Consider the following 16774-nt stretch of genomic DNA (forward strand, 5'->3'; position numbering starts at 1 on the left):
AAGGTGAGTTATCCACAACTTGTGTAAAACTTTTAAGCTTAGATTAAGTTAATAGGTTTATAATCTTGACAAACAATAGCAAACGGAGGCGTTTATGAAACACTTACAAAAATTTTACAAAAAAGGAGTTACTTTTCTTGTAATTATTCTAATAGGATTTTTGAGTGGTGCACTAGGAAGTTTTGTAACATTACAACTTTATCAAAAACAAGGAAATCAAGCTACAAATAATAATTCTGGCACTGTAACTCAAACATCATACAAGAATGAAAACTCAACTACTCAAGCAGTGAATAAAATTAAGGATGCTGTTGTATCAGTCATTACTTACTCTGCTAATAAACAAAGTAGTGTATTTGGAACCGACGAATCAAATTCTGATACGGATAATCAACAGATTGCAAGTGAAGGATCAGGTGTCATCTATAAAAAGAACGAAAATGATGCTTATATTGTAACAAATACTCACGTTATTAACGGAGCTTCAAAAGTCGATATCCGTTTAGCTGATGGTACAAAAGTCCCTGGTGAAATTATCGGATCGGATACCTTCTCTGATATTGCTGTCGTAAAAATTTCTTCAGAAAAAGTTACAACAGTGGCAGAATTTGGTGATTCAAGCCAACTTAACGTTGGAGAAACAGCGATTGCTATCGGTAGTCCTTTAGGTTCAGAATATGCTAATACAGTTACACAGGGAATCATCTCAAGTCTTAATCGAAATGTTTCTCTAAAATCTGAAGATGGTCAAGCTATTTCAACAAAAGCCATTCAAACAGATACGGCCATTAATCCTGGTAACTCTGGTGGTCCTCTTGTAAATATTCAAGGACAAGTAATTGGTATTACATCAAGTAAGATTGCAAGTAATGGTGGAACATCTGTAGAAGGTCTTGGTTTTGCAATTCCTTCAAACGATGTACAAAATATTATTAAACAGCTTGAAAGTGATGGTAAAGTGACTCGTCCTGCTCTTGGAATCCAAATGGTCAATCTGTCTAACGTTGGAGCTAATGATCTTAGAAAACTAAATATTCCAAGTAACCTCACTTCAGGTGTAGTTGTTCGATCTGTTCAAAGTAATATGCCTGCAAATGGACATCTTCAAAAATATGATGTCATTACTAAAGTTGACGACAAAGAAATTACTTCATCAACAGACTTACAACACGCTCTTTACAACCATGCTATTGGAGACACTATAAAAATAACCTACTACCGTAATGGTAAGGAGGAAACAACCTCTATAAAACTAGATAAGAATTCTGGTGATTTAGAACGTTAATTGACATCAGTGTAAAGAAAACTTTACAGAAAGTAAAAGATATGTTAGTGTAGAATCATGGAAAAATTTGAAATGATTTCTATCTCTGAAATACAAAAAAATCCTTACCAACCTCGGAAAGAATTTGATGTAGAAAAATTAAAAGAATTGGCTCAGTCAATCAAAGAAAATGGGCTCATCCAACCAATCATCGTTCGTCAATCTCCTGTAATTGGTTATGAAATCCTTGCAGGAGAGAGACGATATCGAGCTTCTCTCTTGGCTGGTCTGACCTCTATCCCAGCCGTTGTAAAGCACCTCTCAGATCAGGAAATGATGGTTCAATCAATCATTGAGAATTTGCAGAGAGAAAATTTAAATCCTGTTGAAGAAGCACGCGCCTACGAATCTTTAGTAGAAAAAGGATTTACTCACACTGAGATAGCCGATAAAATGGGGAAATCTCGACCTTATATCACTAATTTTATTCGTTTACTTTCCCTACCAGAGCATATCCTAGCTGAAGTAGAAAATGGAAAAATTTCTCAAGCGCATGCACGTTCACTAGTTGGTTTAGACAAAGAGCAGCAAGACTATTTCTTTCAACTAATTAAAAATGAAGACATCTCTGTGAGAAAGTTGGAAGCACTACTGACAGAAAAAAAACACAAGAAGCAAAAAAAAAGTGATTCTTTCATCAAAGATGAAGAAGATAAATTAAAAAAACTACTAGGTTTAAGTGTAGAAATTAAACTTTCTAAAAAAGATACAGGAAAGATTATTATCTCCTTTTCAAGTCAAGAAGAATACGATAGAATTATTAACAGCCTGAAATAAGGCTGTTCTTTTATTTTCTTAACCCACAAATTTATCCACTAATTTTTTTATCAAAAACCTTATTGAATCAAGGAAATAGCTATTTATCCCCAGCCTGTGGATAAATACTACTAACATTGTGGATTCTTTTCCACAATCTGTGGAAAATTCCTACTATCTATGGTAAAATAAGTCTAGCACTAAACTACTAAAATCATAGTAAAGGAGGAAAAATAGTTGAAAGAAAAGCAATTTTGGAATCGTATTTTAGAATTTGCTCAAGAAAGATTGACTCGATCTATGTATGATTTCTATGCTACACCTGCTGAACTCATCAAAGTAGAAGAAAATACAGCTACTATATTTCTACCGAGATCAGAGATGGAAATGGTGTGGGAAAAGCAATTAAAAGATATTATCATTGCTGCTGGTTTTGAAATTTATGATTCTGAAATCAAACCTCACTATATTTTCACTAAACCCCAGAGTACAGAATCTCCTCAAGTAAATGATACGAATAGTGTCTCTACTTACAATTACACACCTGCACTACCAACGATTCCTTATTCTGAAACAGGATTAAAAGAAAAATATACCTTTGATAACTTTATTCAAGGTGATGGGAATGTTTGGGCGGTATCTGCTGCACTAGCTGTATCTGAAGATTTAGCTCTGACCTATAATCCTCTTTTCATCTATGGAGGACCTGGTCTTGGAAAGACTCACTTGCTCAATGCGATTGGAAATGAGATTTTGAAAAATATTCCTGATGCGCGTGTCAAGTACATTCCTGCCGAAAGCTTTATCAATGACTTTCTTGAACACTTGCGACTTGGGGAAATGGAAAAGTTCAAAAAGACTTACCGTAGCCTTGATCTCTTGTTGATCGATGATATCCAATCTCTCAGTGGCAAAAAAGTCGCGACCCAAGAAGAATTTTTCAATACCTTCAATGCTCTTCATGATAAACAGAAACAGATTGTCCTAACCAGTGATCGAAGTCCTAAACACCTAGAAGGCCTTGAGGAAAGACTTGTTACACGCTTTAGCTGGGGATTGACGCAAAATATCACCCCTCCTGACTTTGAGACACGTATCGCCATTCTTCAAAGTAAAACAGAGCACTTGGATTACCATTTCCAAAGTGATACTCTAGAGTACTTGGCTGGCCAATTTGATTCAAATGTTCGAGAATTAGAAGGAGCAATCAACGATATCACTTTAATTGCCAGAGTGAAGAAGATTAAGGATATTACTATTGATATTGCTGCGGAAGCTATTAGAGCACGTAAGCAAGACGCTCGCCAGATACTTGTTATTCCAATTGAGAAAATCCAAACTGAAGTTGGTAATTTTTATGGAGTGAGTGTCAAAGAAATGAAGGGGATGAGACGAGTTCAAAACATCGTTTTAGCACGTCAAGTTGCCATGTACCTAGCTAGAGAACTGACAGATAACAGTCTTCCAAAAATCGGAAAAGAATTTGGCGGAAAGGATCACACCACCGTTATTCATGCCCATGCTAAAATCAAATCATTGATTGACGAAGACGATAATTTACGTTTAGAAATAGAAGCAATCAAAAAGAAAATTAAGTAGCTTGTGGATAACTTTTCCTTTCTTATCTTTTTTATCCACATTTTTTAAACAAGCTTAGAAGCTTAAGTTTACTAAATAGCACTCAGTTTTCCACAGAATTCACAGACTCTATTATTACTATTAACTTTCTAATACTAAAAATAAATAAAGGAGAATCCATGATTCATTTTTCAATCAATAAAAATTTATTTCTACAAGCCTTAAATACTACAAAACGAGCAATAAGCTCTAAAAATGCTATTCCAATTTTATCAACAATCAAAATTGACGTTACCAATGAAGGAATTACTTTAATTGGATCAAACGGTCAAATTTCTATTGAAAATTTCATTTCTCAAAAGAATGAAGATGCTGGTCTTTTGATCACTTCTTTGGGTTCGATTCTTCTTGAAGCTTCTTTCTTTATCAATGTTGTATCCAGTCTTCCAGATGTAACGCTAGATTTCAAAGAGATTGAACAAAAACAAATTGTCTTAACAAGTGATAAATCAGAAATTACTCTAAAAGGAAAAGATAGCGAACAATATCCTCGTATTCAAGAAATTTCAGCAAGTACTCCTTTGGTTCTTGAAACCAAACTACTCAAGAAAATTATCAATGAAACAGCTTTTGCTGCAAGTACACAAGAAAGTCGTCCAATCTTAACAGGTGTTCATTTTGTATTGAGCAAACACAAGGAACTAAAAACAGTTGCGACAGACTCACACCGACTTAGCCAGAAGAAATTGACTCTTGAAAAAAATGGAGATGATTTCGATGTGGTAATTCCTAGTCGTTCTCTACGCGAATTTTCAGCGGTATTTACAGATGATATTGAAACTGTAGAGATTTTCTTTGCAAATAATCAAATCCTCTTTAGAAGCGAAAATATTAGCTTCTACACTCGTCTACTAGAAGGTAATTATCCTGATACAGATCGCTTGATTCCAACAGACTTTAACACTACAATTACTTTTGATGTTGTTAATTTACGTCAATCTATGGAACGTGCACGTCTCTTATCAAGTGCGACTCAAAACGGTACTGTGAAGCTTGAAATTAAAGGTGGGGTTGTTAGTGCCCATGTTCACTCTCCAGAAGTTGGTAAGGTAAACGAAGAAATCGATACGGAGCAGGTGACTGGGGATGATTTAACTATTAGTTTTAACCCAACTTACTTGATTGATTCCCTCAAGGCTTTAAATAGCGAAAAGGTAACTATTAGCTTTATCTCAGCTGTTCGTCCATTTACTCTTGTGCCAGCAGATACTGACGAAGATTTCATGCAGCTCATTACACCAGTTCGTACAAATTAAGTGAAAGAGGTTGAGCCTGGCTCGCCTCTTTTATGATATAATCGAAAAAGAAAAGGAGAGTAGTATGTATCAAGTTGGAAATTTTGTTGAGATGAAAAAGCCTCATGCTTGCATAATCAAATCAACAGGAAAAAAAGCTAATCGTTGGGAAATCACTCGTGTAGGGGCAGATATCAAAATCAAATGTAGCAATTGTGACCACCTTGTCATGATGAGTCGCTATGATTTTGAACGAAAAATGAATAAGATTATTGACTAAGAACCCTTAGTTAGAGAGTTAGCAAGTTTTCCCTTTTTGTGTTATAATGTTAGGGATTGAAATGAGAACGGAGAATGAGAAACTATGGCTTTAACAGCAGGTATCGTTGGTTTGCCAAACGTTGGTAAATCAACCCTTTTTAATGCAATTACAAAAGCAGGAGCAGAGGCGGCAAACTACCCATTTGCGACTATTGATCCAAACGTTGGGATGGTGGAAGTTCCAGATGAACGCCTACAAAAACTAACGGAAATGATTACACCTAAAAAGACAGTTCCAACAACCTTTGAATTTACAGATATTGCAGGGATTGTAAAAGGAGCTTCAAAAGGAGAAGGGCTAGGGAATAAATTCTTGGCCAATATTCGTGAAGTAGATGCGATTGTTCACGTAGTTCGTGCTTTTGATGATGAAAATGTTATGCGCGAGCAAGGACGTGAAGACGCCTTTGTGGATCCACTTGCAGATATTGATACCATTAACCTAGAGTTAATTCTTGCTGACTTAGAATCAGTTAATAAACGCTATGCGCGTGTAGAAAAGATGGCACGTACACAAAAAGATAAAGAATCAGTAGCGGAGTTTAACGTTCTTCAAAAAATTAAACCAGTCCTTGAAGATGGAAAATCAGCTCGTACCATTGAATTCACAGATGAGGAACAAAAGGTTGTCAAAGGTCTCTTCCTTTTGACCACTAAACCAGTTCTTTATGTTGCTAATGTGGATGAGGATGTTGTTGGAGACCCAGATTCTATCGAATATGTGAAGCAAATTCGTGAATTTGCAGCGACAGAAAATGCTGAAGTAGTAGTTATTTCTGCGCGTGCTGAGGAAGAAATTTCTGAGTTAGACGATGAGGATAAGCAAGAGTTTCTTGAAGCACTTGGTTTGACTGAATCAGGTGTTGACAAGTTGACTCGTGCAGCCTATCACTTGCTTGGGCTTGGAACTTACTTCACAGCTGGTGAAAAAGAAGTCCGTGCTTGGACCTTTAAGCGAGGGATGAAAGCTCCTCAAGCAGCTGGTATTATCCACTCAGACTTTGAAAAAGGGTTTATTCGTGCAGTAACAATGTCATATGAGGATCTAGTGAAATATGGATCTGAAAAGGCTGTAAAAGAAGCTGGACGCTTGCGTGAAGAAGGTAAAGAATATATCGTTCAAGATGGCGATATCATGGAATTCCGCTTTAACGTTTAATAACATTTAATAAATAGTGTCAATTAGGTTGGAAAAAAATTCCAACCCTTTTGGCTTTTGAAAGGAAAATAAATGACTAAATTACTTGTTGGATTAGGAAATCCAGGGGATAAATATTTTGAAACTAAGCACAACGTTGGATTTATGTTGATTGACCAATTGGCCAAAAAACAAAATGTCACCTTTACACATGACAAGATATTTCAAGCTGACCTAGCTTCTTTTTTCTTCAATGGAGAAAAAATTTATCTCGTCAAACCAACAACATTTATGAATGAAAGTGGAAAAGCGGTTCATGCTTTATTGACTTACTATGGTTTGGATATTGAAGATTTACTCGTTATTTACGATGATCTTGACATGGAAGTTGGGAAAATTCGTTTAAGAGCAAAGGGGTCAGCTGGTGGTCATAATGGTATCAAGTCTATTATTCAACATATAGGTACTCAGGTATTTAACCGTGTTAAAATAGGTATTGGAAGACCTAAAAAAGGCATGTCAGTTGTTCATCATGTTTTAAGTAAGTTTGATCAGGATGACTATGTGGGTATTTTACAGTCTATTGACAAGGTTGACGATGCTGTAAACTACTATTTACAAGAGAAAAACTTTGAGAAAACAATGCAGAGGTATAATGGTTAAATGGTGACTTTATTAGATTTATTCTCAGAAAATGATCAGATAAAAAAATGGCATCAAAATCTGATAGATAAGAAAAGACAACTAATACTTGGTTTATCAACGTCTACCAAGGCTCTTGCAATTGCAAGCAGTCTAGAAAAAGAAAATAAGGTTGTGTTACTGACCTCGACTTATGGTGAAGCAGAACGAATTATCAGTGATCTTCTTTCTCTCTTAGGAGAGGAATTTGTCTATCCATTTTTGGTTGATGACTCTCCTATGGTAGAGTTTTTGATGTCTTCACAAGAAAAAATCATTTCGCGGGTTGAGGCCTTGCGTTTTTTGAGTGATCCGTCTAAGAAAGGGATTTTAGTTTGTAATATCGCAGCGAGTCGGTTGATTTTACCCTCTCCGACTAGATTTAAAGAAAGTATTATAAAGATTGCGGTTGGTGAAGAATATGACCAACACGAGCTACTTCACCGGTTAGAGGAAATTGGATATCGAAAAGTTACTCAAGTACAGACCCAAGGTGAGTTTAGTATTCGAGGAGATATTTTAGATATTTTTGAGATGTCTCAGTTAGAACCTTTCCGAATTGAGTTTTTTGGTGATGAAGTAGATGGTATCAGGTCATTTGAAGTTGAAACACAATTATCGAAAGAAAATCAGACAAACCTCACTATCTTTCCAGCTAGCGACATACTTTTGAGAGAAAAAGATTATCAACGAGGTCAGTCAGCTTTAGAAAAGCAAATTTCGAAGACTCTATCGCCGATTTTGAAATCCTATCTAGAAGAAATTTTGTCAAGTTTTCATCAAAAACAAGTACATTCAGATAGTCGAAAGTTTTTATCTTTATGTTATGATAAAACATGGACTGTATTTGATTATATTGAAAAAGATACGCCAGTATTCTTTGATGACTATCAAAAATTGATGAATCAGTATGAAGCCTTTGAAAGAGAATTAGCGCAATACTTTACAGAAGATTTACAGAATGGTAAATCATTTTCTGAGATGCAGTATTTTGCAGATACAGAGCAAACCTATAAAAAACAAAGTCCAGTTACCTTTTTCTCCAATCTGCAAAAGGGCTTAGGAAATCTCAAGTTTGATCACATTTATCAATTTAATCAATACCCCATGCAAGAGTTTTTCAATCAGTTTTCTTTTCTTAAAGAGGAAATTGAGCGATACAAAAAAATGGACTACACCATTGTTTTGCAGTCTAGCAATTCAATGGGAAGTAAAACATTGGAGGATGTTTTAGAGGAATACCAAATCAAATTGGATTCCAAAGATAAGTCAAGTATCTGTAAAGAATCTGTAAACTTGATTGAGGGTAATCTAAGACATGGTTTTCATTTTGTAGATGAAAAAATTCTCTTGATTACTGAACATGAGATTTTTCAAAAGAAATTAAAACGTCGTTTTAGAAGACAACATACTTCAAATGCAGAGCGATTAAAAGATTATAATGAACTTGAAAAAGGGGACTACGTTGTTCATCATATCCATGGAATTGGTCAATATTTAGGAATCGAAACAATTGAAATCAAAGGGATTCATCGTGATTATGTCAGTGTACAGTATCAAAATGGTGACCAAATCTCCATCCCAGTGGAGCAGATTCAGTTACTGTCTAAATATGTTTCAAGTGATGGTAAAGCGCCAAAACTTAATAAATTAAATGATGGTCATTTCAAAAAGGCCAAGCAAAAAGTTAAGAATCAGGTAGAGGATATAGCTGACGATTTAATCAAACTGTATTCTGAGCGTAGTCAGTTGAAGGGTTATGCTTTTTCAGCTGATGATGAAGAGCAAGATGCTTTTGATGATGCTTTTCCTTATGTTGAAACGGATGATCAACTTCGTAGTATTGAGGAAATCAAGAGAGATATGCAAGATTCTCATCCCATGGATCGACTTCTGGTTGGGGATGTTGGTTTTGGAAAGACTGAAGTTGCAATGCGTGCTGCTTTTAAGGCAGTCAATGATCACAAACAGGTGGTCGTTCTAGTTCCAACGACAGTTTTAGCACAACAGCACTATACGAATTTTAAGGAACGATTCCAAAATTTTGCTGTTAATATTGATGTGTTGAGTCGCTTTAAAAGTAAAAAAGAGCAGGCAGAGACACTTAAAAAATTAAAGAATGGTCAAGTTGATATTTTGATTGGAACGCATCGTGTTTTGTCTAAAGATGTTGTGTTTTCTGATTTGGGCTTGATGATTATTGATGAGGAACAACGATTCGGTGTTAAGCATAAGGAAACTTTAAAAGAACTAAAAAAACAAGTAGATGTTCTAACCTTGACAGCAACGCCAATCCCTCGTACTCTCCACATGTCTATGCTGGGAATCCGAGATTTGTCTGTTATTGAAACTCCTCCAACCAATCGCTATCCAGTACAAACCTATGTATTGGAGAAGAATCCTAGTGTGATTCGTGATGCTGTCTTGCGTGAAATGGAGCGTGGAGGTCAAGTTTACTATCTTTACAATAAAGTTGACACGATTGACCAGAAGGTTTCAGAATTACAGGAGTTGATTCCAGAGGCTTCGATTGGGTATGTTCATGGACAAATGAGTGAAATTCAGTTAGAAAACACTCTATTGGACTTTATTGAAGGCCAATATGATATTTTGGTGACAACTACCATAATTGAAACAGGCGTTGACATTCCAAACGCCAATACCTTATTTATTGAAAATGCAGACCATATGGGCTTGTCAACCTTGTATCAATTAAGGGGAAGAGTTGGTCGGAGCAATCGCATTGCCTATGCCTATCTCATGTATCGTCCAGAAAAATCAATCAGTGAAGTCTCTGAGAAGAGATTAGAAGCGATTAAGGGATTTACAGAATTGGGCTCAGGATTTAAGATTGCGATGCGAGATCTTTCGATTCGTGGAGCAGGAAATCTCCTAGGAAAATCGCAGTCTGGTTTCATTGATTCTGTTGGTTTTGAATTGTATTCGCAGTTACTAGAGGAAGCTATTGCTAAACGTAACGGTAATGGGAATAAAAGAACCAAAGGAAATGCTGAGTTGATTTTACAAATTGATGCTTATCTTCCTGACACTTATATTTCTGATCAACGACATAAGATTGAAATTTACAAGAAAATTCGTCAAATTGACAATCGTGTCAACTATGAAGAACTACAAGAAGAATTGATGGATCGCTTTGGAGAATACCCAGATGTAGTAGCCTACCTTTTAGAGATTGGTTTGGTTAAGTCATATTTGGACAAGGTCTTTGTAGAACGTGTGGAAAGAAAAGATAACAAGATTACAGTTCAATTTGAAAAAGTCACTCAGCGATTATTCTTGGCTCAAGATTATTTTAAAGCTTTATCCGCAACGAACTTAAAAGCAGCCATAGCTGAGAATAAGGGATTAATGGAAGTTGTATTCGATGTCCGAAACAAGAAGAATTATGAAATTTTAGAAGGTTTGCTGATTTTTGGAGAAAGTTTATTAGAGATAAAAGAATCAAAGGAAGCAAATCCCATTTAACATTTTTCTTCTATAAAAAGGATAAAAATGGTACAATAATAATTTGAGGTAATAAAAATGAGATTAGACAAGTATTTAAAAGTATCACGAATTATTAAGCGTCGCACAGTCGCAAAAGAAGTAGCAGATAAAGGTAGAATAAAGGTGAATGGAATCTTGGCAAAAAGTTCAACGGATTTGAAAGTTGATGACCAAGTTGAAATTCGCTTTGGAAATAAGTTGTTGCTTGTTAAAATACTAGAAATGAAAGATAGTACAAAAAAAGAAGATGCAGCAGGCATGTATGAAATTCTCAGCGAAACACGGGTAGAAGAAAATGTCTAAAAATATTGTACAGATGAATAATTCTTTTATTCAAAATGAACATCAACGTCGTCGTTACCTGATGAAGGAGAGACAAAAACGAAATCGTTTTATGGGTTGGGTCCTTATTTTGATGATCTTGTTGTTTATTTTACCAACTTATAATTTGGCTCAAAGCTATAATCAGTTACTACAACGCCGCCAGCAATTGACAGAGTTGAAAGAGCAGTATCAAACTCTTAGTGACGAAAAGGATAAGGAATCTGCTTTTGCTGCAAAGTTAAAAGATGAAGACTATGTAGCAAAATATGCACGCGCCAAGTACTATTACTCAAAGAAACGAGAAGCAATTTACACAATTCCTGATTTGCTTCCGAGGTAATATCATGGAAAATTTATTGGAAGTTGTTGAGCAATTTTTAAGTTTATCAGATGAAAAATTAGAGGAATTAGCAGCTAAAAATCATTTATTACGATTACAAGAAGAAAGGGAAGAGAAGAATGCGTAAGTTCTTAGTAGTTTTATTGCTACCTGCTTTTATCATAACTTCAAGAGTAGTTAGCACAGAAAAACAGCTTCCTTACTCTTCACAAGAAATTTATTATTTAACTGAGTCGGATTATGGATTCTACTATAAGGAAACTCTGGAATCTCCAATGGTATACGGAGAAACAGCAATCTACGCTAATGAGGATCTTGTCAAGGAGTCTGGTAAATTGACTCCTGGAAACGCCTTTAAAATCGTAGAGTGGCGTTTGAATAGACAAGGTGTTCCTGTTTTTAAATTAGATAATCACCAGTTTATCCTTGCAGATAAGCGTTTGGTCTATGATCAAAGTCAAGTTCAAACTCAAAATAGGCAAGTATGGTTGGAGCCAGGGTTTGTTATCTATAACACCCCCTATGATGCGAAAGAAATTTCTTCCTCCCTCTCTCCCTATCAACTTGTAACGGTGGATAGAGCTCTCTTTGCTGAGGGACAAGAATTTCTTCATATTGATCAAGTTGGGTGGGTATCAAAAGAGTTCGTCTCAGAAGAAGACAATCGCATCCAGAAGGTTCAAGAAATTTTATCAAGTAACTATCAGAATGAAAATTATTCTATTTATGTTAAACAACTGAGTACAGGTAAAGAGGCTGGGGTGAATGAAGACAGCAAACTCTATGCAGCTAGCATCTTGAAACTAGCCTACATTTATTATGCTCAAGATAAGATAAATCAGGGGGAATATACGCTAGACAGTAGCTTCAAGTATATCTCAGAAGTAAATAGTTTCCCTGGGTCCTATAAACCAGAAGGTAGTGGTAGCTTGCCTAAAAAAGAAGATAACAAAGAATACAGTCTTCAACAGTTAATTACCAAGGTAACAAAAGAGTCTGATAATGTTGCTCATAATATTTTAGGTTATTACGTGACCAATCAATCTGACGGGGCTTTCAAAGAAAAAATGTCCACCATTATGGGTGAAGATTGGGATGTGAATGATAAATTGACTTCTTCAAAAATGGCTGGAAAGGTCATGGAAGCTATTTATAATCAGAATGGTTTTGTTCTAGAGTCTCTAGGTAAGACCGATTTTGACAACCAACGAATCGCAAAAGGTGTTTCGGTTAAGGTAGCTCATAAAATTGGAGATGCCGACGAGTATAAACATGACACTGCCATTGTTTATACGGATTCTCCTTTCGTTCTTTCTATTTTCACTAAAAATTCTGATTATGACACTATTGCTAAGATAGCTAAGGATGTCTATGAGGTTTTAAAATGAGGGAACAGGATTTTTTAAATCATTTTCTCCGAAAAGAGTATTTCAAAAAACATTCGAAAGTCGTGTTAGCTTTGTCTGGCGGACTGGATTCAATGTTTTTATTCCATCTATTGTCTACTTATCAAAATGAGTTAGAAATTGAGCTGATTGTAGCACATGTCAATCACAAGCAGAGAAGGGAGTCTGACTGGGAGGAAAATGAACTAAGGAAGTTAGCTGATGAAGCTGGACTTCCTATTTATATCACAAGCTTTTCAGGAGACTTTTCAGAAGCGCGTGCTCGAGAGTTTCGTTATGATTTTTTTAGGAAAATCATGAAAGAGGTTGGAGCGACCGCCTTGGTTACTGCCCACCATGCAGATGATCAAGTTGAAACGATTTTGATGCGCTTGATTCGAGGAAGTCGGCTACGTCATTTAACAGGAATAAAAGAAGGTCAAGTAGTTGATGATATTGAAATCATCCGTCCCTTGTTACCTTTTCATAAAAAGGATTTTCCACCAATTTTTCATTTTGAAGATCAAACAAATCAGGAAAATACCTATTTTCGCAATCGCATTCGGAATAGGTATTTACCAGAACTTGAAAAAGAAAATCCTCGTCTTAAATTCGCCCTTTTAGATTTAGGAAGGGAAATTTCAGATTACCAAGCAACAATAACAGAGCTTTCGAAACAAATTGATGTGGAAGATTTGAATGAGCTATTTTCATACTCTCAACAAACTCAAGGAATCTTGCTCCAGAACTATCTTAATCAATTTCCAGACTTAAATCTGACAAAGGCTCAGTTTGCTGAAGTTCGACAGATTTTAACAACGAAAATCCAGTATCGTCATTCTCTTAAAAATGGCTATGAATTGATAAAAGAGTATCAGAATTTTCGAGTTTGTAAAATCAGTCCTCAGGCCGATGAAAAGGAAGATGAACTTGTGTTACACTATCAAAATCAAGTTCGATATATGGGCTATTTATTTTCCTTTGGCATTCCTATTGAAGGGGATTTTGTTCAAAAAGTAACGGTTTCACGGGAAACATCTGTACATATTAGATGTCGAAAACCTGGCGATGTTCTTATCCTGAATGGGCATCGAAAGAAACTGAGACGTTTATTTATAGATTTGAAAATCCCCATTGAAAAACGAAAAACAACCCCTATTATTGAGCAATTTGGAGAAATTGTCTCAATTTTAGGAATTGCGACCAGTGATTTGAGTAAAAACACGAAAAATGATATAATGAACACTGTAATTTATATAGAAAAAATAGATAGGTAAAAAGATGTTAGAACACGATATAAAAAAAATTCTCGTTTCACATGATGAAATTACAGAAGCATCTAAAAAGCTAGGTGCACAATTAACAAAAGAATATGAGGGGAAAAATCCAATTCTTATTGGAATTCTAAAAGGATCGATTCCTTTTATGGCTGAATTGGTCAAACATATTGATACGCATATTGAGATGGACTTCATGATGGTATCTAGTTACCATGGTGGAACAGCAAGTAGTGGTGTCATCAATATCAAGCAAGACGTGACTCAAGATATCAAAGGAAGACATGTTTTATTTGTAGAGGATATCATCGATACAGGTCAAACTTTGAAAAATTTGCGAGATATGTTTATTGCAAGAGAAGCAGCTTCTGTTAAAATCGCGACTTTGTTGGACAAACCAGAGGGACGTGTTGTTGAAATTGAAGCGGATTATACCTGTTTTACTATTCCAAATGAGTTTGTGGTAGGTTATGGTCTGGATTATAAAGAAAATTATCGTAACCTTCCTTATGTCGGAGTATTGAAAGAAGAAGTTTATTCAAATTAGAAAGATCTATCTTTAATGAAAAAACAAAATAACGGTTTAGTTAGAAATCCATTTCTCTACTTGTTAATTATCTTCTTCCTAGTGACAGGATTCCAGTATTTTTACTCTGGAAATACTGCTGGGCGAAGCGAAAAAATTAACTATACAGAATTGGTAAAAGAAATTACAGCAGACAATGTAAAAGAATTGACCTATCAGCCAAATGGTAGCATCATTGAGGTGTCTGGTGTTTATAAAAATCCTAAGACTAGTAAAGAAGAAACAGGGATTCAATTTTTCACTCCTGCTGCCACAACAGTAGAAAGATTCTCAAGTACCATTCTTCCGTCTGATTCAACAGTTTCAGAATTGCAAAAACTTGCTTCTGAACATCAGGCTGAGGTAACGGTTAAACATGAGAGTTCTAGCGGTATGTGGATCAATATCCTTGTCTCTGTTGTGCCATTTGCTATTCTCTTCTTCTTCCTATTCTCTATGATGGGAAATATGGGAGGAAATAATAGTAGAAATCCAATGAGTTTTGGACGTAGCAAGGCCAAAGCTGCTAACAAAGAAGATATCAAGGTACGATTCTCAGATGTTGCAGGTGCCGAAGAAGAAAAACAAGAATTAGTCGAAGTTGTTGAATTTTTAAAAGATCCAAAAAGATTTACCAAACTTGGCGCGCGTATTCCTGCGGGTGTTCTTTTGGAGGGACCTCCGGGAACAGGTAAGACATTACTTGCTAAGGCAGTTGCTGGGGAAGCAGGTGTTCCATTCTTTAGTATCTCAGGTTCTGACTTTGTAGAAATGTTTGTCGGAGTTGGTGCAAGCCGCGTTCGTTCTCTTTTTGAGGATGCAAAAAAAGCAGCGCCAGCCATCATCTTTATCGATGAAATTGATGCTGTTGGTCGCCAACGTGGTGTAGGCCTTGGTGGAGGAAATGATGAACGTGAACAAACCTTGAACCAACTCTTGATTGAGATGGATGGTTTTGAGGGAAATGAAGGAATCATCGTTATCGCTGCGACGAACCGTTCAGATGTTCTAGATCCAGCTCTTCTCCGTCCAGGACGTTTTGATAGAAAAGTCTTAGTTGGTCGCCCTGATGTTAAAGGTCGTGAAGCAATCTTGAAAGTTCATGCTAAAAATAAACCTTTGGCAGACGATGTTGATTTGAAACTAGTTGCCCAACAAACCCCAGGATTTGTGGGAGCTGACTTAGAAAATGTTCTAAATGAAGCGGCCTTAGTTGCTGCTCGTCGCAACAAATCAATCATTGATGCTTCAGATATTGATGAGGCAGAGGACAGAGTGATTGCTGGACCATCTAAGAAAGATAAGACAGTATCACAAAGAGAACGTGAATTGGTTGCCTACCACGAGGCTGGACATACCATTGTTGGTTTAGTCTTGTCAAATGCCCGTGTTGTTCATAAAGTTACCATTGTACCACGTGGACGTGCAGGTGGCTACATGATTGCACTTCCGAAAGAGGATCAAATGCTTCTATCTAAAGAAGACATGAAAGAGCAATTGGCAGGTTTGATGGGTGGTCGTGTAGCTGAAGAGATTATCTTTAATGTCCAAACGACAGGAGCTTCAAATGACTTTGAACAAGCTACACAGATGGCTCGTGCAATGGTCACTGAATACGGTATGAGTGAAAAACTTGGCCCAGTTCAATACGAAGGTAATCATGCTATGTTTGGTGCACAAAGTCCTCAAAAATCAATTTCAGAGCAAACAGCCTATGAGATTGATGAGGAAGTTCGTTCATTATTAAATGAGGCACGAAACAAAGCTGCTGAAATTATCCAATCAAATCGTGAAACTCATAAGTTAATTGCAGAAGCGTTATTGAAATACGAAACATTGGATAGTACACAGATTAAATCTCTTTACGAGACAGGAAAAATGCCTGAGACAGTAGAAGAGGAATCTCATGCACTATCTTATGATGAAGTAAAATCAAAAATGAGTGAAGAAAAATAAATTTAGAGAGGTTCGACCTCTCTTTTTATGTTCTAATGTGATGGCTACCGACCAGATGCCTTGATAGTAGATCCTCCTCGTACAGGCTTAGATGATAAGCTGTTGAATACCATTCTGACCTATGTTCCAGAAAAGATGGCCTATGTATCTTGCAATGTTTCGACCTTGGCACGAGATTTGGTTAAACTAGTAAAAGTCTATGATCTTCAGTATATCCAGTCGGTCGATATGTTTCCCCACACTGCACGGACAGAAGCAGTGGTTAAGTTAGTGAAGAAAAGAAAAAATTAAATTCACTGAAAAAAGATCTTGACAAAGGAGGAAAAG

The 16774-nt window shown here is 36.2% G+C and carries 15 protein-coding genes and 1 pseudogene; all 16 read left to right on the plus strand.

The features are described 5' to 3' along the window. The first annotated feature begins 94 nt into the window (after positions 1-94). Positions 95-1285, plus strand: a complete 1191-nt coding sequence (gene htrA / locus MK405_RS07205) for a serine protease HtrA (protein ID WP_268704656.1) — start codon at positions 95-97, stop codon at positions 1283-1285. A 57-nt stretch (positions 1286-1342) separates the two neighbouring features. Next, positions 1343-2101: a ParB/RepB/Spo0J family partition protein gene (locus MK405_RS07210; protein WP_268704657.1), complete on the plus strand. Its 759-nt coding sequence runs from the start codon at positions 1343-1345 to the stop codon at positions 2099-2101. A gap of 279 nt (positions 2102-2380) precedes the next feature. Beyond that, positions 2381-3679 carry a chromosomal replication initiator protein DnaA gene (dnaA, locus tag MK405_RS07215; RefSeq protein ID WP_419153027.1) on the plus strand — a complete coding sequence of 433 codons (1299 nt, stop codon included), beginning with the start codon at positions 2381-2383 and terminating at the stop codon, positions 3677-3679. A 158-nt stretch (positions 3680-3837) separates the two neighbouring features. Then, positions 3838-4974, plus strand: coding sequence for a DNA polymerase III subunit beta (gene dnaN, locus MK405_RS07220; RefSeq protein ID WP_084853093.1), 1137 nt, complete (start codon positions 3838-3840; stop codon positions 4972-4974). Positions 4975-5038: 64 nt separating this feature from the next. Next, entirely contained in the window at positions 5039-5233 is a 195-nt protein-coding gene (locus tag MK405_RS07225) for a DUF951 domain-containing protein (protein ID WP_000285178.1), read from the plus strand. Between the two features lie 84 nt (positions 5234-5317). Further along, the gene (ychF, locus tag MK405_RS07230; protein ID WP_067193739.1) at positions 5318-6433 is read left to right on the plus strand and encodes a redox-regulated ATPase YchF; all 1116 of its coding nucleotides are present in this window, start codon (positions 5318-5320) and stop codon (positions 6431-6433) included. 72 nt (positions 6434-6505) lie between these two features. Beyond that, the gene (pth, locus tag MK405_RS07235; protein ID WP_000163921.1) at positions 6506-7075 is read left to right on the plus strand and encodes an aminoacyl-tRNA hydrolase; all 570 of its coding nucleotides are present in this window, start codon (positions 6506-6508) and stop codon (positions 7073-7075) included. Continuing rightward, on the plus strand, positions 7076-10579 hold the full coding sequence (gene mfd / locus MK405_RS07240; RefSeq protein ID WP_268704659.1) for a transcription-repair coupling factor: 3504 nt from the start codon (positions 7076-7078) through the stop codon (positions 10577-10579). 57 nt (positions 10580-10636) lie between these two features. Then, entirely contained in the window at positions 10637-10903 is a 267-nt protein-coding gene (locus MK405_RS07245; RefSeq protein WP_268704660.1) for an RNA-binding S4 domain-containing protein, read from the plus strand. Next, positions 10896-11264 (plus strand): septum formation initiator family protein, encoded by a 369-nt coding sequence (locus tag MK405_RS07250; RefSeq protein WP_000041924.1) that lies wholly within the window; start codon positions 10896-10898, stop codon positions 11262-11264. The genes MK405_RS07245 and MK405_RS07250 overlap by 8 nt, the downstream gene beginning before the upstream one ends. A 4-nt stretch (positions 11265-11268) precedes the next feature. Further along, positions 11269-11391, plus strand: coding sequence for an SP_0009 family protein (locus MK405_RS07255; RefSeq protein WP_000429343.1), 123 nt, complete (start codon positions 11269-11271; stop codon positions 11389-11391). Beyond that, positions 11384-12652 carry a serine hydrolase gene (locus MK405_RS07260; RefSeq protein ID WP_268704661.1) on the plus strand — a complete coding sequence of 423 codons (1269 nt, stop codon included), beginning with the start codon at positions 11384-11386 and terminating at the stop codon, positions 12650-12652. The genes MK405_RS07255 and MK405_RS07260 overlap by 8 nt, the downstream gene beginning before the upstream one ends. Further along, on the plus strand, positions 12649-13926 hold the full coding sequence (tilS, locus tag MK405_RS07265; protein ID WP_247941887.1) for a tRNA lysidine(34) synthetase TilS: 1278 nt from the start codon (positions 12649-12651) through the stop codon (positions 13924-13926). Before MK405_RS07260 ends, tilS begins: the two co-directional genes overlap by 4 nt. 4 nt (positions 13927-13930) lie before the next feature. Then, on the plus strand, positions 13931-14473 hold the full coding sequence (gene hpt / locus MK405_RS07270; RefSeq protein WP_247941886.1) for a hypoxanthine phosphoribosyltransferase: 543 nt from the start codon (positions 13931-13933) through the stop codon (positions 14471-14473). A gap of 15 nt (positions 14474-14488) precedes the next feature. Then, positions 14489-16447, plus strand: coding sequence for an ATP-dependent zinc metalloprotease FtsH (ftsH, locus tag MK405_RS07275; protein WP_247941885.1), 1959 nt, complete (start codon positions 14489-14491; stop codon positions 16445-16447). A gap of 39 nt (positions 16448-16486) precedes the next feature. Next, positions 16487-16738 (plus strand): annotated as a pseudogene (locus MK405_RS07280) (23S rRNA (uracil(1939)-C(5))-methyltransferase RlmD); the annotation flags it as partial. Between the last annotated feature and the right edge of the window lie 36 nt (positions 16739-16774).

It is taken from the genome of Streptococcus oralis, from assembly GCF_026782345.1.
Taxonomy (GTDB): Bacteria; Bacillota; Bacilli; order Lactobacillales; family Streptococcaceae; genus Streptococcus; species Streptococcus oralis_CK.

Coding starts and splice junctions, on each gene's coding strand:
- MK405_RS07225 (WP_000285178.1), top strand. CDS start 5,039: ATGTATCAAGTTGGAAATTTTGTTGAGATGAAAAAGCCTCATGCTTGC.
- dnaN (WP_084853093.1), top strand. CDS start 3,838: ATGATTCATTTTTCAATCAATAAAAATTTATTTCTACAAGCCTTAAAT.
- MK405_RS07210 (WP_268704657.1), top strand. CDS start 1,343: ATGGAAAAATTTGAAATGATTTCTATCTCTGAAATACAAAAAAATCCT.
- MK405_RS07260 (WP_268704661.1), top strand. CDS start 11,384: ATGCGTAAGTTCTTAGTAGTTTTATTGCTACCTGCTTTTATCATAACT.
- hpt (WP_247941886.1), top strand. CDS start 13,931: ATGTTAGAACACGATATAAAAAAAATTCTCGTTTCACATGATGAAATT.
- pth (WP_000163921.1), top strand. CDS start 6,506: ATGACTAAATTACTTGTTGGATTAGGAAATCCAGGGGATAAATATTTT.
- MK405_RS07250 (WP_000041924.1), top strand. CDS start 10,896: ATGTCTAAAAATATTGTACAGATGAATAATTCTTTTATTCAAAATGAA.
- MK405_RS07245 (WP_268704660.1), top strand. CDS start 10,637: ATGAGATTAGACAAGTATTTAAAAGTATCACGAATTATTAAGCGTCGC.
- mfd (WP_268704659.1), top strand. CDS start 7,076: ATGGTGACTTTATTAGATTTATTCTCAGAAAATGATCAGATAAAAAAA.
- htrA (WP_268704656.1), top strand. CDS start 95: ATGAAACACTTACAAAAATTTTACAAAAAAGGAGTTACTTTTCTTGTA.
- ftsH (WP_247941885.1), top strand. CDS start 14,489: ATGAAAAAACAAAATAACGGTTTAGTTAGAAATCCATTTCTCTACTTG.
- ychF (WP_067193739.1), top strand. CDS start 5,318: ATGGCTTTAACAGCAGGTATCGTTGGTTTGCCAAACGTTGGTAAATCA.
- tilS (WP_247941887.1), top strand. CDS start 12,649: ATGAGGGAACAGGATTTTTTAAATCATTTTCTCCGAAAAGAGTATTTC.
- dnaA (WP_419153027.1), top strand. CDS start 2,381: ATGTATGATTTCTATGCTACACCTGCTGAACTCATCAAAGTAGAAGAA.
- MK405_RS07255 (WP_000429343.1), top strand. CDS start 11,269: ATGGAAAATTTATTGGAAGTTGTTGAGCAATTTTTAAGTTTATCAGAT.